Source organism: Curtobacterium sp. VKM Ac-2852 (assembly GCF_013205045.1).
Lineage (GTDB): Bacteria > Actinomycetota > Actinomycetes > Actinomycetales > Microbacteriaceae > Curtobacterium > Curtobacterium flaccumfaciens.
This window is the reverse complement of the sequence record NZ_JABMLI010000001.1, coordinates 567204-590298: the sequence shown is the minus strand read 5'-3', so window position 1 is coordinate 590298 and position 23095 is coordinate 567204. Positions and strand designations below refer to the sequence as shown.

Annotated in this window: 17 protein-coding genes and 1 pseudogene; 9 read left to right on the top strand and 9 right to left on the bottom strand. The window is 65.2% G+C overall.

Annotated elements, in window-relative coordinates:
• Window positions 1–260: 260 nt before the first annotated feature.
• The 4 genes from HQQ79_RS02900 to HQQ79_RS18540 form a co-directional block, all read right to left on the bottom strand.
• The gene (locus tag HQQ79_RS02900) at window positions 261–773 is read right to left on the bottom strand and encodes a hypothetical protein (protein ID WP_173032441.1); all 513 of its coding nucleotides are present in this window, start codon (window positions 771–773) and stop codon (window positions 261–263) included.
• Window positions 763–1185, bottom strand: coding sequence for a helix-turn-helix transcriptional regulator (locus HQQ79_RS02895; protein ID WP_173032440.1), 423 nt, complete (start codon window positions 1183–1185; stop codon window positions 763–765). Before HQQ79_RS02895 ends, HQQ79_RS02900 begins: the two co-directional genes overlap by 11 nt.
• 55 nt (window positions 1186–1240) lie before the next feature.
• The gene (locus HQQ79_RS02890; protein WP_173032439.1) at window positions 1241–1744 is read right to left on the bottom strand and encodes a hypothetical protein; all 504 of its coding nucleotides are present in this window, start codon (window positions 1742–1744) and stop codon (window positions 1241–1243) included.
• 97 nt (window positions 1745–1841) lie between these two features.
• Window positions 1842–2360 carry a hypothetical protein gene (locus HQQ79_RS18540; RefSeq protein WP_254066059.1) on the bottom strand — a complete coding sequence of 173 codons (519 nt, stop codon included), beginning with the start codon at window positions 2358–2360 and terminating at the stop codon, window positions 1842–1844.
• Window positions 2361–2659: 299 nt separating this feature from the next.
• On the opposite strand from HQQ79_RS18540, the pseudogene HQQ79_RS18535 reads away from it, so the two are divergent.
• Window positions 2660–3160, top strand: a pseudogene (locus HQQ79_RS18535) (hypothetical protein); the annotation flags it as partial.
• Window positions 3161–3416: 256 nt separating this feature from the next.
• Window positions 3417–5762: an AAA family ATPase gene (locus HQQ79_RS02875; protein ID WP_173032437.1), complete on the top strand. Its 2346-nt coding sequence runs from the start codon at window positions 3417–3419 to the stop codon at window positions 5760–5762.
• Window positions 5763–6498: 736 nt separating this feature from the next.
• Here HQQ79_RS02875 and HQQ79_RS02870 read toward each other — a convergent pair.
• Window positions 6499–7545 (bottom strand): LacI family DNA-binding transcriptional regulator, encoded by a 1047-nt coding sequence (locus tag HQQ79_RS02870; RefSeq protein ID WP_254066057.1) that lies wholly within the window; start codon window positions 7543–7545, stop codon window positions 6499–6501.
• Complete coding sequence (locus HQQ79_RS02865; RefSeq protein WP_173032436.1) at window positions 7542–9041, bottom strand: alpha-N-arabinofuranosidase; 1500 nt, start codon at window positions 9039–9041, stop codon at window positions 7542–7544. Before HQQ79_RS02865 ends, HQQ79_RS02870 begins: the two co-directional genes overlap by 4 nt.
• A gap of 209 nt (window positions 9042–9250) precedes the next feature.
• On the opposite strand from HQQ79_RS02865, the gene HQQ79_RS02860 reads away from it, so the two are divergent.
• The 7 genes from HQQ79_RS02860 to HQQ79_RS02830 all read left to right on the top strand — a co-directional run bounded on the left by HQQ79_RS02860 (window position 9251) and on the right by HQQ79_RS02830 (window position 19164).
• Complete coding sequence (locus tag HQQ79_RS02860) at window positions 9251–10513, top strand: extracellular solute-binding protein (protein WP_173032435.1); 1263 nt, start codon at window positions 9251–9253, stop codon at window positions 10511–10513.
• A 184-nt stretch (window positions 10514–10697) separates the two neighbouring features.
• A complete protein-coding gene (locus HQQ79_RS02855) occupies window positions 10698–11474 on the top strand; it encodes a carbohydrate ABC transporter permease (protein ID WP_173032434.1) in 777 nt (258 codons plus the stop codon).
• Between the two features lie 173 nt (window positions 11475–11647).
• On the top strand, window positions 11648–12373 hold the full coding sequence (locus HQQ79_RS02850) for a carbohydrate ABC transporter permease (RefSeq protein ID WP_173032433.1): 726 nt from the start codon (window positions 11648–11650) through the stop codon (window positions 12371–12373).
• 28 nt (window positions 12374–12401) lie between these two features.
• Window positions 12402–16289 (top strand): DUF5695 domain-containing protein, encoded by a 3888-nt coding sequence (locus tag HQQ79_RS02845; RefSeq protein ID WP_173032432.1) that lies wholly within the window; start codon window positions 12402–12404, stop codon window positions 16287–16289.
• Between the two features lie 101 nt (window positions 16290–16390).
• A complete protein-coding gene (locus HQQ79_RS02840) occupies window positions 16391–18295 on the top strand; it encodes a glycoside hydrolase family 127 protein (RefSeq protein ID WP_173032431.1) in 1905 nt (634 codons plus the stop codon).
• A gap of 154 nt (window positions 18296–18449) precedes the next feature.
• On the top strand, window positions 18450–18653 hold the full coding sequence (locus tag HQQ79_RS02835) for a LacI family DNA-binding transcriptional regulator (protein ID WP_082517921.1): 204 nt from the start codon (window positions 18450–18452) through the stop codon (window positions 18651–18653).
• A gap of 145 nt (window positions 18654–18798) precedes the next feature.
• Entirely contained in the window at window positions 18799–19164 is a 366-nt protein-coding gene (locus HQQ79_RS02830) for a hypothetical protein (protein ID WP_173032430.1), read from the top strand.
• 198 nt (window positions 19165–19362) lie between these two features.
• On the opposite strand, the gene HQQ79_RS02825 is transcribed toward HQQ79_RS02830, so the two are convergent.
• The 3 genes from HQQ79_RS02825 to HQQ79_RS02815 all read right to left on the bottom strand — a co-directional run bounded on the left by HQQ79_RS02825 (window position 19363) and on the right by HQQ79_RS02815 (window position 21840).
• Window positions 19363–19548 carry a hypothetical protein gene (locus tag HQQ79_RS02825; protein WP_173032429.1) on the bottom strand — a complete coding sequence of 62 codons (186 nt, stop codon included), beginning with the start codon at window positions 19546–19548 and terminating at the stop codon, window positions 19363–19365.
• Window positions 19549–20146: 598 nt separating this feature from the next.
• Window positions 20147–20998 (bottom strand): NAD(P)H-binding protein, encoded by an 852-nt coding sequence (locus HQQ79_RS02820; protein WP_173032428.1) that lies wholly within the window; start codon window positions 20996–20998, stop codon window positions 20147–20149.
• A 107-nt stretch (window positions 20999–21105) separates the two neighbouring features.
• Window positions 21106–21840: a TetR/AcrR family transcriptional regulator gene (locus HQQ79_RS02815; protein WP_301602467.1), complete on the bottom strand. Its 735-nt coding sequence runs from the start codon at window positions 21838–21840 to the stop codon at window positions 21106–21108.
• Window positions 21841–23095: the final 1255 nt, after the last annotated feature.

Genomic DNA, 23095 nt, shown 5'->3' with positions numbered 1-23095 from the left:
GCGCATCTTGATTCGGCGCGACGGATCTCGACGAACTAGATGGTGCCTGCGAGGTCAAGATTCACAATCTCGACCGATCGTGCGAGCATCTCGAGGTCGTCAACGCCGAGCACCCTCCGCGAGCCCGGCTGTGCTGAGTTCCGCCGAGACGGCATTAGCGTCAGCGTCGACGACAGTACGCACCTGATAAGACGTCGCGTCGCCGCACGACCTCTAGCCCGGCGAGCGGTTCACCATAGTGAGCCGTCGAAGCTTGCCGATCAGGACTCAGGCACGGTGTCCCGGAACTCCGCTGCGACGGCTTCGTCCGTCATTGTCGTCCCGAGCTTGAACTCGCCGGCACGCACGATCGCGAGGACGGGCGCCGGCGCGCCCATGCGGGACGCCGTCATCTGAATCGAGGCACGCAGGTACGGGTAGACCGTGAAGAAGGCGACCCGCTCGGCGAACTCCGCGCGGACCTCCGGAGTGAACTGGGTCGGCGCAGCGAGTTCGTATCGGGCCTGGTAGTCGGCTATGAACTCGTTGCCTTGCCGGTCGTCGACGCTCATTCGGAAGCGGAACGCGACGCCAAGGAAGTCATCCCGGTCGCCCACATTCAGCACCTGTCGGATCCGCGGCTCACCGTCGTCCTCGGTGGCGGTCTCATCGATGCGGCGGCCGCGTTCCTCCCAGACGAAGACATCGCTCAGCTCGACGAGTTCGACCATCTCGTGGATGTCGCCGACCTGGCGCGGCGAGTCTGCCGCCTCGTGGGCCGTGTCAGGCAGCAAGAGCGAAATCCGTGAGCTGCTTGTTCGCGTCTGCGCTGTAGGAGCCCACCTGGCCGGCGCGCTGAAGGTGCACGGTCGCCGTCAACTGCGTGTGCAAGGTGATCGTGCCGCGCGCGTAGCTGAGGTCCGCGTCGCGGACGTGGTGCTCGATCATGATGCCGAGTGCGCGCGCGTAACGGCGCACGGTCTGCAGGCGCGGCTCGGTGACGCCGCTCTCGAACTCGGACACCGTCGCCTGTGAGACGCCGATGAGGCGCCCAAGCTCAGCCTGCGAGAGGCCGCGCTCGAGACGCTTCGCACGGATGGTATTGATCAGCTCTAGGTCGGCTACGGCAAGCTCGCGACCGAGACGCTCAGCGGGGGTCTCCTCGTCCTCGAAGCCCAGTCCGTCATCGAACTCGTTCGTGGTCATAGGCCAAACCCTATATCTAGTGGTGCGGGATCGCACACACCGTCCGCTCAGGGCGTCACGTCCAAGAAGTGGGACGGCCCGCGAAGAACCGGTCGCGCGCCTTCTGCATCTCCTCGTCCTGACGCTCCCGCACCTTCGCCGGGTCGGAGACGTCCTTGATGTGCATGTGGAGCCCAATCACGGTGGAGCCGCCGAGCGAGCGCAGCTTTGTCGGTTCGGTGTGGTAGATCCGGACGAGGACATCGCTGTGGTCGTCTTCGCCGACTTCGCCCCGGACGCGCACCTCGAAGAGGTCGATGTCGGTGACCGTGTCGACCGGCCCCTTCACATGGTGCACTTCGCGTAGCTGCCCCTTCCGGAGCATCTTCATGCGCGCGCCGACTTCTGAGAACACGTGGCTTTGAGCGTCCTCGGTCAGGCCTGACGCAGCAAGGAGCTGGCGAACTGCGACCGCGAACGTCTCGCCGGAATGCGAATACCAGTGGTACTGGATTGGAGCGAACTCGTCGTGCGTGCAGATCGACGCGGAGCCGTCGCGCGCATCTTGGGGATCACTCATCACCCGGCCGAGTCTACGGATCTGCAACGACGCTCAGGGACGAGCCGCGGTGGACTTGAGTGGAACCCGAGCGAGTCCAGGAGTAGCGGCGTGGGGCTCATGGCGTGCTTGAGCCGCCTCGCTTCGGCCAGCGCCGCAGCCAATCGCGGACGCGGGTGACCCCGCCGCGCACTGCCTGCCACCGGGCGAGCAACCAAGCCTTCTGACTAGCGTCGACTTCCTGGAGGCGCTTGTGCTCAACACGCATCCGGTCCTGCCGCCAGTCAGGGTCGAAATCCCAGATCCAGCAGCTTTGTGTGACACCCCGGTCATTCAGGATCTGGAGGGCCGCCCATCCAGCCAAGGCAAGGACCGTAAGCGCGATCGCGGCGGTCGTAGCAGCTGCGCCGCCGCTGAGCCCGATCAAAAGGGCGATCGCGCTGGTCGCCCCCACGTAGACCTCAAAGACGTACCAACGCTCGTAGCTGTGGGCACGTAGTACGGCCCAGATGATCTGGAACACAACCCCAGACACGGCCACCAACGTCAGCTGCACGCTGCCGAACACAGCCGCGTCTTTCCTCTCGAGCATGGAGACGCCGAGGCTCAGCATGCCGATCACGAAGGCCAGAGCCAAGAAGACCCTGGTCGCGACGATGAACCAGTCCCATCGGGTGGCATCCTCCTGCGGCTCTTGCGGCTGGTGCGCCGGCGGCTGAGATGACGCAGCCTGCGGCGGCAGGGTGTCGTTGTTGGCTCCCTCCCCATCGCGCTCCGAGTCTGCATCCTCGTCTGCGCGATCAACGGCGTTTGCCGCCGGCGATGCAGTCGCGAGAGTCGCTTCCGGCCCCGTGGCTTCGATGTCTCCAGTACCACGGGGCTGGCTCGCAGCCGCCGGAGCGTTCGCCTCATCGACCGGGGTCTGCCCACAGATGTGTGCTGCCGCGGAAGCCTCACCTCGCAGTAGCCAGCCGACGGCGAACCCGCCCCCGAGTGCGGCTGCCGTGGCCACCGCCGTCAGAATCTTCTTCGCCGAGCTTTGCCGGTCGTTCATCCCCACAGCCCGAGCCTAGGGGGCGCGAGCCAGCCGCATCCGCCGCTCGACGGCTCGGGCCGGGTCTCTGGACCATCGGCACCATTGGCGGACTGTTCACGGCCATCCTGGTGTCGTACCGGACGTTCACCCGCCACGAGATCAAGCCCGATTACGCGTTCGGCGATTGGCTGATGCCGATCGTCCCTCCGATGGTGTCCGCCTCTACCGGCGCACTCCTCCTGCCCTACGCACCCGCCGGACAGGGGCGCGCAACCTTGCTGTGGTCCTGCTACGGCTTCTTCGGCCTCAGCCTGATCACGTCGCTGATCTGGAACCGACTCGCGCAGCACAAGGTCGGCGCCGCCGACATGGTCCCGACCCTGTGGATCGTCCTCGGCCCGGTCGGACAGTCCATCACCGCGGTGAACCTTTTCGCCTCGAACGCCCCGCCGTCGTCGACGCCTCCACCGCCCACGCACTGCTCGTCGTGGCGCTGGTGTACGGATTTGCGATGCTCGGCTTCGCACTGCTGTGGACCGTCATCGCCCTCGGAAGCCCATCGACTACTGAGACGGTGCGATAGAGCCGATAGCCGAGGATTCGCCAGCTTAGCCACTAGCCTCATCCCAGCGCTCACCCCTGTTGCTCTGGAGAACTGTGACGACGGCCAAAATCACCCGCATCCGCAAGATTCACGACTATCGCGTCTTCCAACGATGGAGCGACGATCCGCGGACAAGCAACTTCGAACGCGTCAACCTGCTCTACGGCACCAACGGCAGCGGGAAGAGCACGCTCGCGAGTCTGATGCGCTCCTGCGCCGCATCAGATGCCGAGGCGGCACGCGCCAAGCTCGAGGTCGCGGCATCCATCGACGGCACCGAACACATCGTGACGCACGCCACCGAAGCCTTCTGGAGCCGCGTTCAGGTCTTCAACGCCGAGTACGTCCATGAGAACCTCCGCTTCGATGACAGTCAGGGTCCACGCTCCGGAAGCCTCCTGACGCTCGGCAAGGCGAATGTCGATGCAGAGCTTGAGCTGGCAGCAGCAGAGCGTCGCCGGGCAGACGTGGAGCCCCAGGCCGCTGAAGCCCGCGCTGCAGCCAAAACAGCAGAGACCAACATCGAGCGACGTATGACCGAGGTCGCTAGCCACGTCGTTGAAGACCTCCGCATGTCTTCCGTCGCCACCTATCGTGCCACGAACACCTATACGCGAAAGAACGTACGCGGCTTGCTAGTTGGCGATCGAACGCTCTTCGACTCGGCGTCTGTTGACATTGCAGCCGACCGCGCATTGGCCACATCGAGTGCACCCCGCGCCTTCACGGGGATGTTTCGAGGAGAACTGACGAGCGCCGACGAGATCCTTCGCAGCTCAGTCGCGCTCCTGGAGACCGACGTCATCTCGCAACCACTCGCGCGTCTTGCTGATCATCCCGCCGAAGCCGAATGGGTGCAGGAAGGTCTACCTCTCCACGAGCACGAGACCCAATGCTTGTTCTGCGGCAACGAGATCTCCGACGAGCGCCGAGAGGCACTGGCAGCGCACTTCGACCGGTCAGTAATCGATCTACAGGCCCGCATCGACGCGCAGCTCGACATCCTGAAGGAATGTGGGCAGCGCGCGGCAAGGCTTGCTGACAGCGTTCCTGGCGATGGTGATCTGTATCCCGACCTGGCCGGAGCGCTGCGAACCGCACGCAACGAGATCCAGACCCAGGTTGACCACTACCAGCGACTGCTCTCCGCGCTTGGGGTGCTCCTCGAAGCCAAGCGCTCGAACCCCTTCGCCAAGCCAGGACTCGATCTCGCCGCTCCGGACACGCCCACAGGAGAGGCCGTCGCGGAGGTCATCGCTCGTCACGAAACACGTCGGTCGGCGCACGAGGCGGAAGCCGCGTCAGCTGCTCGCAGAGTCGAGCTGGCCAGGGTGAAGGCGTTCGCCGAGGAGTACGACGGGCTTGCAACCTCTTCTCGCGATCTCAGCGAGAAGGCGACCTCCCTCGAGGACGAACTGCGAACGCTCAACCAGCGCATCATCACGCTCAGCAGCCTCGATGCCGACCCAGTGCCCCAAGCTGCCGAGCTGACCGAAAGCGTCGCTCGTCTGCTCGGGCGTTCGGAGCTCGCTTTCACCCCGAGCGACGATGGCAACCATTACAGGATCGAACGATCGGGTCTGCCCGCTACCCATCTGAGCGAGGGCGAGCGGACTGCGATAGCGCTCCTCCACTTCCTCGCGAGCATTCGCGAAGGCGTCGTCACCGGCGACGCGCCCATCGTCGTGATCGACGATCCGGCATCGAGCATGGACGAGGGCATCCTATTCGGGATCTCGTCGTTCCTCTGGTCCTCCCTCGTAGGAAACACGTACGCCAGCCAAGTCTTCCTGCTCACGCACAACTTTGAGTTGTTCCGTCAGTGGGTCGTCCAGCTCGAAGGCGCAGCTAGCCACATTCGGGGCGGCTACACGATTCACGAGATTCGCATGCGCCATCGCCGCATCGGATCCAGCGCACCCCGTCGCTCCCCCGAACTTGACCCCTGGACCACTGATCGCCAGCAGTCCAGCCGACTTCGATCGCTCTACCACTTCCTTTTTGCGCGAGTAGCGACTGCGGTCATCGACTCGAAGCCCGATCTCGGTTTGGCCGAGCGCATGGACCTCCTCGCCCTCGCGCCCAACGCCGCACGGAAGATGCTGGAGGCATTCCTCAGCTTCCGCTTCCCGCAACACATCGGCAAGTTCCACAACGGCATGCGCGAAGCAATCAAGGTGGTCGACGACGCCACCATCCGCGTGCACGTCGAGCGCTACCTGCATGCCTACTCCCACAACGAGGAGGGGAATGTTTCGGCAATGATCGACCCGAGCGAGGCCACAGCCGTCCTCAGGTCGCTCTTCTTGCTCATCCGCGCGAACGATCCGCGGCATCTGTCCGCGATGTGCGCGGCACTGGGCATCAACGAATCCGATCTCTTCGCACTCGAGGGTTGATCCGGTGGTGAAGAGGGGCGCGCGGCAACGTCTCGATAGCCGGTCGTTGGCCGGGAACTTCGCTGTCTAGGGGAGGTCAGCCGTTCCGTCCTGGGAAGCACGGAGGAGCTGCGTCGCACATAGGTGGTCCGGGATGAATCTCATTGCGGGTACGGCATACGGCCGCGCCGAGAGCGTCGGTGCTTCTTCGCACGATCCGTCCTGTGGGTCGTCGTCGTTCGAATCGATGGGTTCCACCGCAGCCGTTCTCGCTGGAGGAAGCAGCGCGCGGCGCGGACGTCCGGGAGCCGGTGCAGCCGCTACCGGTGTACGTCTGGTTCCAGCTGCAGGACAGGCTCATCCGCAGGGACGACGCGGTCGCTCGAAGCGTGACCCGTGACGCGGTCTGGGTGGTAGCGGGCTGTGGCGAGACGAAGCTCGCTGCGTGGGTTTGGAGGAGCTCGGTGCGGCACCGACAGCAGGTGAACGTGACCTCCGACCCGGGGTTCGAGACTCCGACGACTTCTTTCAGCAACGGGGAGCTCAAGCCGCGCCACCTCGGCGCTTGTTCGCCCTCGCCGAACCCTGCCTCGAATCGGCCTTCCATCCCACCGTCAGATACCGTCCTCTGCAGCTCCTCGGCGACCGCCGTCCCGGCAACCCGACGATGCGGCTACTCGAGATGAGTCGCGCACTGCAGCCCTGACGACAATCGTCGTCCTCAAGTCGTTCCTAAAGGCGATCGGCCGTCGACCCGTCAGGCGCTTCGGCGGGCTACGAGCGAGAAACTCGCGACGATCTCTGAGGGCTGCGCTGGAGGCCCGTCCGAGATTCTCCGGGCAAGGAGATCGGTCGACGTCTTTGCGATCTGCGCGAGTCCCGGATCGATGGTCGTCAATGAGGGATATGAGAACGCAGCGGCAGGAACGTTGTCGAAGCCGACGACGCGCACGTCCTTGGGGATCTCCAGGCCCGCTTCCAGCAGCACACTCATCGCTCCGATTGCAAGGTTGTCGTTGAAGCAGAACAGACCATCGAACGTGGCCCCGCTGTTGAGCAATCGGTGTGCGGCAACAGCGCCGTCGTTCTGATGCCACTCGCTGGCCGTTGCAACGAGCCTGTCGTCGAGTCCTCGGCCGGCTCGCTCGAGGGCGCGGGTATGCCCCTGCAGTCGGAGTGCTGCTGCACTCACTGATCCACCCGCTGGGTTGGCACCGATCACCGCAATGCTGCGGCAACCGCGGTCGATCAGGTAGGTGGTGGCCGCGTCAGCAGCCTCAGCATTGGCCATGGCGACGTGGTCGACCGGCCCGTTGAAGATCCGGTCGCCGAGCAGAACCAAGGGCTGGTCTCCTGTGATGAGCCGTTCGTCTCCAGGTCCGAGGGCATGCGGTTGGAAGATCAAGCCGTCGGAGAGCTGCCGCGCCGTTCCGGAAAGGATCGCGAGTTCGGTCTCTCGCCGCGCACCCGTCTGCTGGATGATCACTGTCCATCCGTGCGCTTCAGCCTCGCGCATGACTCCATTCGCGAGCTGCGCGAAGTAGTCGATGCTCAGGTCCGGGATCGCCAGGGTGATCATGCCCGTCAGCCCGGTACGCAGCCCCCGTGCCGACACGTTCATCTGGTAGCCGAGGTCGCGGACTGCCTTCAGGACAGCGTCTCGCGTCGCATCGCGGACGCCGACTTTTCCGCTCAGGACGTTCGACACGGTGCGCGCGGTGACCCCCGCCGCCGCTCCGACGTCGGCCATCGTGGCGGAGCGCCGCGGTTGCGATGTCGGCACGATCGTCCTCTCGAGGGTCATGAGAAGGTGACCGTGATCACGCTCCAGGAAACCGGAGGGATCTGCACCCGGACTCCCGTGCCGAGGATATCGACCGGTAGCGACTGTGGTCGCACCCGCTCTGGCGTGGACGCGTCGTTCGTAGCGAACGGGTCCGGATCGGACAGTACCGTCCCGGCCGCCCCCGCCACCGGGCCGAAGGAGCTCAGGTCGAGTTCGACGTCGATTGCTGTTGCGGTGTGGCGCCCGACGAGCATGATCTGCAGCGTTCCGTCCTCGCGCTGAACCACTGCAGCGCTGATTGCCGGCGCTTCTGCTTCCGTTGTCGGCGCCTGAATGGCGACCTGGAGGGCTTGCCCTCCGGCACTCGCCGCTGCGTCCCGGAACGGGAAAAACGTCGTCTGGCGCCAGGCCGGTTTCCCGGGCTCGGCCATGATGGGCCCGATGACGTTGACCAACTGCGCCATGCTCGCCGCACGAACAACATCGGCTCGGTTGATCATGCTGATCAGCATGTCGCCAACGACGACTGCGTCGGCGACGCTGTAGACGTCCTCCAACAACCGCGGCGCAACGTCCCAGCCAAGGCCCTGCGCGACGCGTGCATCGTGCGCCGTGTAGTCCCACACGTTCCACTCGTCGAACGAGATCGTCACGTCCCGCTTGCTGCGGCGAACGGCGCCCACATGAGCGATCGTTGCGGCGACGGTGGCGATGAAGTGGTCCATCGTGACGCCGGATGCCAGGAATCGGGCAAGGTCGCCGTCGTACCGCGCGTACTGATGACACGAGATGTGATCGATCACCTCCCAGCACTCCTCGAGCACCTCGCGCTCCCACGTCCCGAACGTCTCCATGCGGTCGTTGCTCGAGCCGCAGGCGACGAGCCGGAGATCCGGGTCAACCGCTCGCATCGCCGACCCGGTCGCCGCTGCCAGGCGCCCGTACTCCCGAGCCGGCATGTGCCCGATCTGCCAGGGGCCGTCCATCTCGTTGCCGAGACACCACATCCGGACCGCCCACGGCTCCGGATGGCCGTTCGCCTTCCGGAGGTCAGCGAGGGTCGTCCCGGACGGGTGGTTGACGTACTCCTGCAGCTGCAGAGCAGACCGGATGCCGTTCGTCCCAAGGTTCACCGCGAGCATCGGCTCGACCTCGGCCCTCCGACACCACGACAGGAACTCATCCGTGCCGAAGCGGTTGGTCTCGACGGAGTGCCACGCGGGATCGAGGCGGACCGGTCGCTCGCTCACCGGGCCGACGCCGTCGCGCCAGTCGTAGGCGGAGACGAAGTTCCCGCCCGGGTACCGCACCGTGGAGACTCCCAGCTCACGGACGAGCGCAAGCACATCCTCCCGGAAACCCTCGGCGTCACTCCGTGCATCGTCCGGATCGAAGACCCCGCCGTACACGCCCCGCCCGAGGTGCTCGACGAATGAACCGAAGAGTCGGTGGTCGACGGTTCCCACCACGAACGCCGGGTGGACGGTGATCTTCGCTGATCCCTGTGAGGACATGAGTATCCGTTTCATCGATGAACAGGAGCGGCCGCGAGTGCTCCAAGGTGCTGGTGACGCCCAGTGAAGCATGGTTGACGTTCTCCCGCCAACCTGCTTATGCTCAGCCCTGCCGCGGTCGTGCACCCCAGGATTTCATCGATGAAACCCACGATCCCCTCCCTCGGGCCAGCGGCGGTCAACGAAGACACACCCGAAAGAGAGGGCGCATGATGCGTCGCACACACAAGATCTTGGCGGCGACGATCGCCACGATTGCCGCCGTCGCGAGTCTCGCTGGCTGTACGCCGTCATCGGCTCCAGCCGCCGGTGGCGAGAGCAGTGGGACGAAGACCCTCACGGTGTGGCACTACTACTCGGTCCCCGGACAGACCAAGGGGCTCGACTCCCTCGGTCAGGACTTCGAGGCCAAGCACGACGGTGTCACGGTGAAGAACGTGTACGTGCCGTTCGACCAGCTCACCAACAAGCTGGTGCAGGCCGCGGGGACCAAGAGCGGCCCGGACGTCGTCGTGTACAACGCAGCGGACACGTACACGCTCGACAAGGCCGGCGCGATCGCACCGATGGACTCCTGGTGGAACGACTTCGCGGATAAGGACCAGTTCCCGGACTCCGTGATCCAGAAGGTCGACGGCAAGACCCTCGGCGTGCAGGGCTTCGTGAACCTCATCGGGCTTTGGTACAACAAGGACATCCTCGACCAGCTCGGCGTCAAGCCGCCGACGACCTTCGCCGAGCTCGAGAAGGACCTGGCGCTCGCGAAGGCGGCCGGGAAGGAAGGCATCACCCTCACGGGGAAGCCGAACTCAGAGGGTGAATGGCAGGCGTTCCCCTGGCTGTCGCGTGCTGGATGGGACTACGCGAAGCCCGAGCAGAAGCCCCTCGAAGACGCGTTCTCGCTGATGCAGGACTGGACATCGAAGGGCTACCTCACCAAGGAAGCTTCGACCTGGGACCAGACCGTTCCGTTCCAGCAGTTCTCGGCTGGCAACACCGCGTTCGCAGTCAACGGCAACTGGCAGATCGCGTCGGCCAAGCAGTCGGCGAAGTTCAACTACGGAGTCGTGCCGATCCCCGTCGGGGACAAGGGCTCGATCTACCTCGGCGGTGAGGCGCAGAACATCGGCGCGTTCTCGAAGAACAAGGAGCTCGCTCAGCAGTACCTCGAGCAGGAGTTCTTCTCCAAGGAGGGTGAACTCACACTGCTGAAGGCCTTCGGCTCGATCCCCGCACGCGCTGACGTTGCCGAGGACCCCCAGGTCAAGGACGACCCGATCCTCTCGGTGTTCTCGTCGATCGTTGCGAAGAACGGCCACGCCTCTCCGGACCGGGCCATCCCGTCGAAGAACGTCGCGACCGTGTTGCAGACGGTGGGCGAGTCCTGGAGCGCCGCGATCGCGGGTACCGGCACGCCCGATCAGATCAGCAGCGACCTGCTGAGCAAGCTCGAGCCGCTGCTCAAGCAGTAGCAGGACTGGAGAAACCACCGTGGGAGCATCATCTCTCCGCACTGACCGCCCTGAACGGTCCGCCAGCGAGCGGGTGCCCCCACGGCGGCGGGGGCTGCGAGGGCGAAGCCGGCTCGCCTTCGCAGCCCCTGGGATCGCGGTTCTTGCCGTCTTCTCGATCTACCCGATCTACCTCCTGCTCAAGATGAGCGTCAGCGAGGTCAGCACCGGGACCCTGAACCAGGCATGGCCCTTCGTCGGCTTGCAGAACTACGCATCGCTGTTCCAAGGGCCGAGCGTCGCACCCGCAGCGCTCGACACGGCGCTGTTCGTCGCGATCGTCACCCTCATCGGGATCATCGGTGGACTGGGCGTCGCTATGGTCGTCCGCTCATCCCGGCCTGCGAGCTCGATCCTGCTCGGGATGATGGTGTTCATCTGGGCGCTCCCACCGGTCGTGAACGGCAGCATCTGGAAGTTCCTCCTTGCCGACGACGGACTCGTCAACGGCGTCCTCCGAGGGCTCGGCATCGCTCCGCAAGGATTGCCGTTCCTCTACGACCCCCACCTGGCGCTGCTGTCCGTCGCCGCAGTCAACGCATGGGCAGTCATCCCGTTCAACGCGCTCGTGTTCCGTGCTGCGCTGCTCAACATCGATCCCGAAGTCCTCGAAGCTGCATCCCTCGACGGCACCAGCAAGCCGCAGGAGATCTGGTACGTCCTGATCCCGGCTGCACGACCGACCGCAGTCATCCTCGCGATCCTGACGGTGGTCTACGCGTTCCGGAGTTTCGACTTCATCTACGTCATGACGGCGGGTGGACCAGGGACGTCGACCACGACGTTGCCGTTCCTCAGCTACTCGCAGGCCTTCATCGAACACGACTACGGCCTTGGCTCCGCCACGGGTGTCATCGCGCTGGTCATCGTCGCCGTCCTCGCACTCGTCTACGTCCGGTCCGTCCGGCGGGAGAACCAATGACCACCACCGCTCCACGCCACGGCCAGGCCCCGCTCTCGATGGCAGCCGTGGTCAGCGCTCCTCCGCATCCGAACCGACGACGGCGCCCTGCCCGTGAACCAGTCGCAGCGACAGTTCGGACCCTGCTGTACGTCGTCTACGGCCTGCCCCTCGTGTGGATCTTGCTGACGTCCTTGAAGCAGCAGGGAGCCGTCCTCGGCGGGAGTCCCTTCGCCCTGTTCACTCCCACACTCGGCGCCTACCGCGACGCGATCGCGAACGCCGGATTGTCGACGGCCCTGCTGCAGTCCGCCCAGATCGCCGTCGGGACCACCGTCCTCGTCGCGCTGCTCGGGGTGCCCCTTGCCTACGCGCTCGCGCGGGTCAACGGCGTCGCAGCGAGCGTGGTGCTGGCGCTGCTCATCTTCCTGCAGATGGTCCCGCAGACGGCGAACATCATCCCGCTCTACACATTCTTCAGCAGGGTCGGGTTGCTCGACACCACGATGAGCCTCGTGCTCGCTAACGGCGCGATGTTGCTTCCGTGGGCCACCTTGCTGCTCCGTCCGTTCTTCGCCGGTGTCCCGGACGCGATCGAAGAGGCCGCGTCGATCGACGGTGCAGGACGCCTGCGGACGTTCATCAGCATCGTGATCCCGATCGTTCGCAACGGCATCGCGACCGTGGCTGCGCTGATCTTCCTCGTCTCGTGGGGCGAGTTCCTCTACGCGATCAACCTCCTCATCTCTCCGGTCAACTACCCGATGAGTGCACTCATCGCACAGCAGACATCGGGGTACGGCATCAACTGGCCAGGCCTGATGGCTCTGGCCGTGCTCTCGTCGATCCCGCTCCTGGTCGTCTACATCGCCTCGTTCCGTCTCCTCCGCGAAGGTCTCGCGGTCGGGTCCACCAAGTAAGTTCCTCCCTCACCGAAAGGCGGCAATGATGCTGCTCTCGAGAACACGCTCACGGTTCACCGCCGGGGTGGTCGCGATCGCGACCGCAGCCGCGGTGGCGGTCCTGGCCCACCCAGGGTCGGCAACCGCCGCGACGCAGATCGCGAACACGATCAGCTCCACCAAACTCGCGGCCGGGTTCGCCAGCGACGGCAGCATCCAGTCGCTGAAGATCCCAGGGGACACGTACGACACCCAGTACGTAATGAACCCCGACACTGCTCCCGAGCAGGCAGCCGAGACGAACGCAAAGTACAAGCAGTGGCTCGGCAACGTCATGTTCAGCTACGCGACCGGGAACGGAACCATCAGCAAGACCGGTGTCGGCACAACGCCGTGGAAGAAGGCCTGGACGACGGAGTCCGCTGATGGTCGCACCGTCAGCGTCAACGGCAACACGGTCACCGTCACCTACAAGAACTCGACCAACGCCGAAGGGGTCAAGGGGTTCACGTTCACCCAGACGTACACGGTCGCTGCCGACGGATCGATCACCTGGAAGCAGAACGTTGCCAACACTTCCGGCCAGCGACTCGTCCTCGGGGACTGGGGACTCCCGATCCCCGCGAACGAACTCTGGAAGGGTGGCGACTCGATCTACGAGACCCGCGTCCTCACCCACTCCTACGTGGGGAAGAACGGCTCGTACCTGACCTTGCAGCGCCCCAGCGGTCAGGGCCCCGGGATCATGATCACCGCTGACACGGGCACCGGTTCCGGTTTCGAGTACCAGGACCGCTGGCGCACCCAGGAAGTCGGCGACACCTCGTGGGCGTGGAACTCGGACAACGAGAGCTCGAACATCAAAGGCCTGAACGTCTACTACCCGAACTCCACGGCAATCCAGTCGACCAACCGCGGGTACCTCGGATCCACGGCAACAACGCTCGCCGCCGGAGCCAGCAAGACGCTTACGTTCCACATCAGCAAGTTCACCAGCGACAACGACCGTCAAGACGTGCTCTACAACCAGGGGCTGCTCGACACCACCGTCGTCCCGGGCCTCGTCGTGCCGTACGACCAGACCGCGCAGGCCGCGTTCCGGATCAAGGGGACGATCACCTCGGTGACAGCGAAGAACAACAACGACCTCGGCGGCGCCAACCCGACGAACCCGAAGGTGACGTTCTCACGCGCCAACGGTGACTACCGCATCTACTCCATCGCATTCGACAAAACCCAACTGGGAACCAACCTGGTGACCGTGAACTACACGGACGCTGCGGGAAGAGCCCGCTCCAGCGTGCTGCAGTTCTCCGTCACGGACAAGGTCGCGAACGCCCTCAACGCGCACGCGGACTTCATGGTGAAGAACCAGCAGTGGACGACCGCCGACGGCATCACCACCGACGACATCCGGTACGGAACCTACGACGACTGGATGATGAACGCGGCAGACGGCTCGCTGCCGTCGTCGACGAAGGCGCCGGAAGGCAAACGCAACGAGTACGCCGGCTACTACGGCCTCGGAGATGACTGGGGGCTGCCACACGGAGAGTTCCTCGCGGCGAAGAACGCGCTCGACCCCGTCAAGACGCAGGTGCAGTCCCTCGACCTTTACCTCGAGAAGGCCGTCTGGGAGCACCTGATGGGCAACACCGCCGACACGACGAAGCCGAGCTACCTCGTCTACGACTTCTGGGAGCAGGGCAAGCCTGGTGCTGCGAACACGACACCCAGCTACCGCGGGTACGCCTACCCGCACATCTACAACACGTTCTTCAGCATGTACCAGATCGCGAAGCAGAACCCCGGGCTGATCAGCTACAGCCACTCGTCGAAGTGGTACCTGACGCAGGCGTACGGGGTGTTCAAGGAGCTCTACGACGGCCCAGTCGCATACAACTGGAACACCGGTCTCATGGGTGAGCTCACCACGCCCGCGCTGATCGATGCCCTGCGCACCGAGGGCATGACCCAGCAGGCCAACGACATCGAAGCGAAGATGGCCGTCAAGTACAAGAACTTCTCGTCGGAGAAGTACCCGTACGGCTCCGAGTACAGCTACGACAACACTGGCGAAGAGGCGGTGTACACGCTCGCCAAGCTCAACGTCAACGCCGACAAGGCGAACGCGCTGCGGATGATGCGCGACATCGTGGCGAAGACGCGCGCAGCGCGGGGACAGATGCCCGTCTGGTACTGGTACGCCGACCCCACCACCATCACCGGTGAGAACTGGTGGCAGTTCCAGTACAGCATCGCCCTCGCGGGGTACACGATGGACGACTACATCAACCACACCTCCGCGCTTGAGACCGGCTCGGATGCGGTCACTCCGACGGAGCGGGCTGAACTGCAGCGACTGAACTACGCATCGAAGCTCGGCGCGATCGCGAACGTGAACTCCGGACAGATCAGCAACGTGCCGGCGAACATCGGCGCTTCCGCGTGGTCCTACCAGTCGGAGAAGGGCAACCTCGGCACCCTCGGTGTCGGCGGGGGCACTAACGTGCAGCTCCTGAACGGCTGGCGGGGCATGACCGGCGAGAGCGACCTCAACCTCTGGGGCGCACTGCAGAACATGAGCGCGGACGTCGTGACTGATGACCCGATCTTCGGGACCATCGGCTACGGCGCCACGGTTTCCTCCGATCAGTCATCGACGACGGTGCAGCCCACCGACGGTGTGCAGCGCAAGCTCAACCTGGTCAGCCAGCAGCTCTCCGTCGACCTGAACTCCGACCGCTACACGCAGGCCGTCGTCGGCAAGAACAGCGCCGACCTCCGCCTCGATCTGGCGAACGTCTCCGGGGCAGCACACACCGGTTCGTTCGACGTCACGGGGCTGGCCCAGGGCACGTACTCGGTGCTCGTCAACGGGCAAGCGCAACGGAAGATCAACGTGTACACGCCGGCGGCCGCCGCCGGAACGCTCCGTGCCCCCACGAGCGTGACGTACCAGGTTCCGGCAGGGTCCAGCTACACCGTCCGCCTCGTGACGGCCGCTCCGGATGCCAACACGGCACCGAAGGTCAACGCCGGCGCGGATCAGACCGGCATCGTCAACGGGCTGGATGACGTGACCCTCAGCGGCTCGGCCACCGACGACGGACTCGGCAACCCGAACGGCACACTCAACACGACTTGGACGGTGAACACGAAACCATCGGGAGCCACCGCGACCATCAGTGACCCGAAGAGCCTCCACCCGACGGTGAAGGTCAGCGGGGCGGGCGACTACCTCTTCACCCTCACCGGGTCGGACGGATCGCTGCAGTCCACCGACAGCGTGAAGGTGACTGTCACGGCCCCGGCTCCGATGCCCACGAACTGGGTCAACTACACCTTCGCCACGGCTAGTGGGAAGACGGTCCCGGACACGAGTGGGAGCGGCAACAACGCAACGCTGAACGGCACTGCGGCAGTGATCAGCGACGCTGGTACGAGCGCACTCCGACTCGACGGCGCAGATGGCTCCTACTTGCAGCTGCCGAACGACATCGTCTCGCGCGGATCGTCCATGACGATCTCGACGAGACTGAAGGTGGACTCGGTGCAGACGTTCGGCAGGATCTTCGACTTCGGCAGCAACACCACGAAGTACATGTTCCTCACGCCAGCGCTCGGTGACGGTCACGTCGGCTTCGCCATCAGCAACGCGGGTAACGGCGCGGAGACCCAGATCACCAGCGACTACACCATGAAGGCGAACACCTGGACGACGCTGAAGCTGACGTTCAAACCGAATTCTGACGGCACCACGACCGGCACGCTCTACGCGGACGGGACACAGATCGGTCAGAACACGGCCATGAAGGTGGCGCCGAAGGACCTCGGTCGCACCACAGGTGACTACCTGGGCAAGTCCCAGTTCCCGGACCCGTACCTGAAGGGGACGATCGACACCTTCGAGATCCACGGGGACGTCCGCTGAGCCGGTGCGGGCCGGGTTTTCGGGATCCGGCCCGCACCTCAGCAGCACCCAGACAACCGCCCGCACACCGACGTTCCGTCTTCCTCACCGCGAAGGTTCCCATGCCAATCACCAACACGACCGCACCAAGGACCGGCCCGGTGCTGCCCTCTTCCTCTGTCTTGCGCCCGCTCCCTCTCGGGGCTCTCCGGCTCGCCGGTGGGTACTGGGGAGAATGGCAGGACCGGAACGCGCACACGATCCTGCAGCATTGCGAAGACTGGATGGAGCGAATCGGGTGGATCGGGAACTTTGACGCCGCCGCGGCGGGCGAGCCGTTCACACATTCGGGCATCGAATTCGTCGACTCCGAGGTCTACAAGCTGCTCGAGGCGATGGCATGGGAACTCGGACGGAGCGCTGACCCGGATCTCGCGAGCCGGTATGAGCGCCTCGTGGGACGAGTGGCTGCTGCCCAGTCCCCGGACGGGTACCTGCACACGAGTTTCGGACGTCCCGGGCAACCTGCTCGGTGGTCGAACCTCGAGTGGGGTCACGAGCTCTACAGCATGGGGCACCTCATCCAGGCTGCCGTGGCGCGGATGCGGACCGCCGGCAGCGGACCCCTCGTCGACGTCGCCGTCCGCGTCGCCGACCATCTTGTTGTGGTGTTCGGTGCCGACGGGCGACAGGCGGTGTGTGGGCACCCTGAGATCGAACCGGCCCTCGTCGAACTCGGACGGGCCACCGGCGACCACCGGTACACCGAGCTCGCGCGATTGTTCGTCGAACGACGTGGGCACGGTCTCCTGAAACCGATCGAGTTCGGGCAGGAGTACTTCCAAGACGAGCTTCCCTTCCGCGAAGCGGACGTGATGCGCGGGCACGCCGTTCGAGCGCTCTACCTCGCGGCGGGGGCCGTCGACGTCGCCGTGGAAACCGGCGATGCCGAGTTGCTGCGCGCTGCCGAACTGCAATGGGAGCACACGGTCGCACGGCGGACCTACCTCACCGGTGCAATGGGCTCGCATCACCAGGACGAATCCTTCGGTGCGGACTTCGAACTGCCGTCGGACCGCGAGTACGGCGAAACCTGCGCGGCGATCGCCTCCAACATGCTCTCGTGGCGCCTGCTGCTCCAGACCGGGGAAGCAAAGTACGCAGACCTCATCGAACGCACCCTGTACAACGCGGTGATGGTGGCGCCCCGAGAGGACGGCCGCGCGTTCTTCTACGCGAACACGATGCACCAACGTGTCGAGGGAACAGTCCCACCTGAGGACGAAGTGAGTGCCAGAGCGCTCGCGAGTCTGCGCGCACCCTGGTTCGAGGTCTCGTGCTGCCCGACGAACCTCGCCCGGACCCTCGCGAGCGTGGAATCAGTCTTCGCAACGATGACCGAGCACGGGCTCCAGCTGCACCAGTACGGCGACTACGACATCGACGTCGACCTCCCGGGCGGCGGCACGGCAGGTTTCGAGGTCCGCTCCGGCTGGCCGTTCAACGGCGAAGTGATCGTCACGGCGACCAAGTCGAGTGAGACACCGCTCGAGCTTCGACTCCGAGTGCCGGCCTGGGCCAAGAGCGCCGAGCTCGACACGCCGGACGGCCACCACCGCGTGGCGGGTGGCACGTCGATCGCCGTCGGTCGGATCTTCAACCGGGGAGACAGGGTGACGCTGACGGTACCCAATCGGGCCCGGATCACGCACCCCGATCCGCGCATCGATGCTCTTCGCGGCACCGTCGCCATCGAGCGGGGCCCCCTCGTCTACGCCTTGGAGTCCACGGACCTCGGAAGAGCGATCAACGATGTCGTCCTCCTCGACGAAGTCGCCTTGCAGGACGACGGCCCAGACGACGTCCGGGTCGCGATCGCGGTACGAGAAGCGCAGACCGGATCACCGCTTCCCTACGGAGCCGCAGTCACAGAGACGACGTTCATCGACACAGTGCGGCTCGTCCCCTATTCGACCTGGGGGAATCGAGGCCCATCGACGATGCGGGTGTTCCTCCCCACTGAATGACGCCGCTGGAAGCGGGAGAGGAAGCGCTATGACGCGAACGCCAGCCTTCGTAGGCGACCGATCGCATTCGCCGATGGGTGCACCAGCTGGGCAATCAGAGACCGCCCGCCTTGCCTCGCGGGCGGAGCGGCACGGACAGATCAGGTGAGGGCAGATGGCTGAAGCTGGTGCACCCACCATCTACGACGTGGCGACGGTGGCAGGCGTCTCACACCAGACTGTCTCACGCGTCCTCAACGACCCCACGAGCGTCGCTCCCACCACGAGGCACCGAGTGTTGGCGGTCATCGCCTACCTGGGGTACCAACGAAACGCAGAAGCAGCCCAGCTCGGCCGCAGAGCAAAGAAACCGACTTGAAACACCGCCGGTGGTCCGGCCTCCGCTCCCTGCAGGAGCGGAGAAGTCAGGCGCTGCCGACACCAACGCGGACCCCACTCACCGGCACCTCCGCCCAGAGCGGGCGTGCGGGACAACCAACAGGTCGACACAGATCAGGAGCACCGTGAGCGAACCGTCCCTGAAGAGCATCCATCGCGAACTGTTCGTCTGGCTCGCCGCCCGTCCGGACGCCATCGAGGTGCACTACCAGGAGAGCACGATCGTTCGGACGCCCACACCGAGAACGAAGGCCGACGGCTCTCCGTGGCAGAAGCTGGTACGAGTACAAGTCCTCGAGTCCGAACTCGCAGCAGCGTGGCCGTATCTGCAGCGCGCGGCAGTCGCCCTTACCTCCAACACGACAGACGACCTTCCGGAGCTGGCTGCCTTCAGCTTGCTGGCCATTCACCTCGACCACGCGGTGAATTCGACGCAAGAACCCGGACCGGGCGGGTATTCCTACCGAGACAGCGGATTCGTCGCCGTTTGACGACCCCGAGTGCGCTGCCGAACAGCACCTCAACGGGCGTGCGTCCGTTGCCTGCGCGGGCCGCATCGGGAGGGGGATGCGCGTCGTTGATCGTGAGGACGATGCCAAGGACTTCGACGGGACTCTCGATGGACTCGGGTTCATGTCGCGGGGGCCGGAGCGGAGCACCAGCCGTTCGCGAGGTCGCAGCAGGCGCAGTCAGCCCCTGTCGGGCTTCCGACGCTTGGATTCGATGATCAGCACGATTCCCCCGACCAGCGCCGGCACCCCGACAAGTAGCGACAGCATCGCGAACACGAACCATCCCGTGAACGCCATCAGGGCCAACGCCGTCACCGTGAGCAGCCCACCTGACACAAGCAGGCATCCATTGACGTTTTGCACGTGATCCGTCCCCGTTCCCAGTTCAATTCGTCAGCACCCACATCTGATCCAGACGGGCACGGCGGGGGCCGCCACCGGCGATACCCCGGTGCCGGCCCCGCCGCTTGTGATTTGTCCGTCGTCGCGTCGATCTCCCTAGAGTTCGCTCGACGGAGCAGCATCACCGCGCACCCGAACAGCACGGTGATGCTCTTCCCTGATCGTGTACGCGGACCGTTTGTCCTCGTCACCGCTAGGGAAGAACGGCTCGCCGATCGCGGCAGCCACGCTGCCGTCTGCTAGCTCGCGCCTGGAGCTGCTGGCAGCTTCCGTCGTGATTGGAAACGCTCGGTCCATTGCTGATGAGTGTGCGGTCTGCCGATGGCGCAGTCGCACCACACCTGGATCGGTTCCCCGGTCGCCTGGCTGTAGAAGACCTCGACGTGCGCGGGGCCTGTCAACGAACGGGACCTCGACACTGCACCGGTCGCAAGCACCTCGTCGTTGTCGGCTGCGTCCAGATGATCGTTCACTGGACTGGGACCAGGTCCGGGTGGCGCGGAGATTGATACATGCTGCTCGTTTCGTCTGTTCGGTCGGGGAAGCCCGCGGGAACGCTTCAGTGTTCTGCGATGAACAGGTCGCGGATCGAGTGCGGCGCTCGCTGCAGCAGCGTGCCGAGGAGTGGGCCGGTGCCGGCGTAGAACCCTTCCTCGGCACCGAGGTAGAAGCCCACCATGAAACGCGCAAGGAACTCCGGCTGCCCTGCCTCCACCTGGCGGCGGATCCAGGCGTCTTCGCCGATGACGCGCAAGGTGATGGTGCGCCCGGACGTGACGCTGGCAAGCTCCGCCATCTCGGCGAAGGACCATGTCTCCGGTGCAGTGAGCGTTGTCGGGCCGTCGTATTGGCCTTCGGAGAGCAAGATCCGTGCAGCAGCTTCAGCCAAGTCGCTTCGCGATGTCCACGACACCGGGCCGTCCGCCGGCACTTCGACCAGTCCCGTCTCTCGCCAATTGCCGAGGAAGTAGCTGCGCATGTGCGCGTACGCGCCGTTTCGAAGGGCCGTCCATGCCAATCCCGAGCTGGCGAGCAGCTGCTCGGTCGCCGCATGCTCCCGAGCCGGCGCAAAGGGGTTGTCCAGCGCCGCACCCTGGTGGCTCGTGTAGAGCACACGCCCCACCCCGACTTCAGCCGCAGCGTCGATCGCGTCCGCGTGCAAGGCGACCACGTTGGCGCCGGGGTCGCTCGATGAGACCAGCAAGAGCTGATCCGCTCCCGCGAACGCGCTCATCAGCGAAGCCGGATCGGCGTAGTCACCCCTGCGAACCTCGACCCCGCGACGTGCGAACCGAGCCAATTTATCCGTGTCCCGCCCCACGGCGACGAGGTCCGATGCGGGATGGGCAGTGAGTAAGTGGTCGAGGGTGGCGCCGTTGAGCGACCCCGACGCACCAGTTACGACGATCATGACGAACCTCCAGCGGCGCCACCGAAGGAGTATCGCCGGAACCATCTTGATGGTATCGGTGAAACCCTTGTCATGACAAGAGTGGCGGGAGTGCTTGTGGGCTCGGGCTAGAGGCGTTCGGACGTCCTCGCGCCGCGGGAGATCACCCGGGTGAGCCATTCGCTGAGTAGGGTGCGTTCGGCGGCGCTCAGGTCGATGAGGCTCTCAGCGGTGGCACGGAAGGCGACGACGGTGGCCATCGCACCTGCTAGCCCTGTGGGTTCCTCGTCACTCAGGATCTGGGAAAGCAAGCCTTCGAGAGCGGCGTCGGCAAGCCCGGGATCTCGCTCCTCGGGCAGAGACGCCAGCAGGGTGGAAACCACGCCCGTCCCCGCCGTCAAAATGAGGCCGACAGCCCGATGCTCCGGGACTCGAAGACGCCCGGTCGAAGCGACCCGGCGGACGCGTGCTTCGAGCGCCTCGTGCCCGGCGCGACGAGCCGATGCACCGCGCCTCCGCGTCGGATCACTGAGAAGCTGAAACAGCTGCGGGTTCGTCAACCCGAACTCGATCTGAGCAGCCCAACCCGAACGCAGATCTGCGACCGGGTCGCTCGCGCCGGACCCGGCCACGTCGGCAGCAGCCACCTTTGCTGCGAAAAACCTCGACAGTTCACGCTCGGCAACGGCGTCGAGGAGGCTGTCCTTATCACCGAAGAGACGGTAGATCGCAGGTGGCTGAAGCTTCGCGGCAGTTGCGACTCCTCGCGTCGTCACGGCATCCCAACCCTGCTCGCGCAAGAGCCGTGCCGCGGCGTCGAGGATGCGACTACGAGCGTCGGGCTTGATTCGCGGATCCGTCACGGCCCCACGATATGGCTGGTTGCAACCCGGTGCCGTAGATGAACGGTGTTCGGCCGTCCCGCTGGGCGCTGCCGGCGCCGACTGATCGGAGTCATGGGGCGGGGGCGGTGCTCGCCCAGTCCGCCGCCCCTGTAGCTGTTCACGTAGCCACGGCGCTTGGATAGCCGGCTCCCCGGCGTCAGGCGGGCACATGTTGGGCGAGGGCTGTGACCGCAGGGGCCGGACCGATCGGGTTGGAACGGTCCCCCGGACGGGGACAGTGCTCTTCTGCCCCCGGCGGATCGAATCGGGAGTAGCGAGAACGCTTCCCGGCTCGACCCGCACCTTCGTGCTGGCGGCGTCTCGATAGGCGATCTGCTAGCGCATGCGCTGTCGACGCCTCCTGGCAGCATGAGTAGATGTCTCAGATTCCCCCCGCGCGGCGGCACCACACCGTCCCGCAGTTCTACCTCCGTGCGCGGGGCGGAACAGCTCATCGCTGTCCCGCCCCGCGCGTCGTTCAGTTCAAGTGAACGAGCGGACCCGATGAACTCCATCTTGTGCTCAACTCCCGCATAAGCCGAGATCGCGCGCGCGTCTCGCATCCTTGAGGATGCAGGGCATCTCCTAGTGCGACCCGCTCGCACACCGCAGTCCCGGCGTCAGCCGTCTAGCAGCCATGTCTCGCAGTGGGTCAGCAGCTCTTGCGTCGTGCTCGTCGGTTACGAGACAGCGCCGACGCGGCGTCTGCGGCTACGAGTCTCGAATCGGGCGACGCCCCACCATCGCGACAGGTCGTAATAGCCGGCGGCTTGTCGAGCCCGGACTTCCCCCGACGCCGGTCCGGTCGCCAGGCGTAGAAGAACGCTCACCGGCCCAGGTCGATGCCCCCAGCTGGGGAGTACGCGCAGTTGACGACCGCCACGATCTCGTCGACGTCCAATTCGGTATTGTTCCCGGGCCAAGCACGCTGCCACCTTCCCAGAGTGCAAAAGCTCACCCGCGGTGGCGTCTCGATAGCCGATCGGCGACCGCACGTATCGGCGCCGGATCCGGCGCCCGCGAAGCGGGAGCAGCTTAGCTCGGTGTCGTGATCGCGTCACGGAAGCCGATCGGCGACCGGACCAAGGCCGCTCCCGCTACCCTTTCAACATGCGTTCACTTCGTTCTTCGTGGTGGTGGCTGCAGTAGCAGCCTCATGACGCATGGTCGCGGGCTGCATGGCAGCTCGCAGACCGCAAGACCGCCGTGCAGCCCTTCTCTCTCTCGAAAGGGC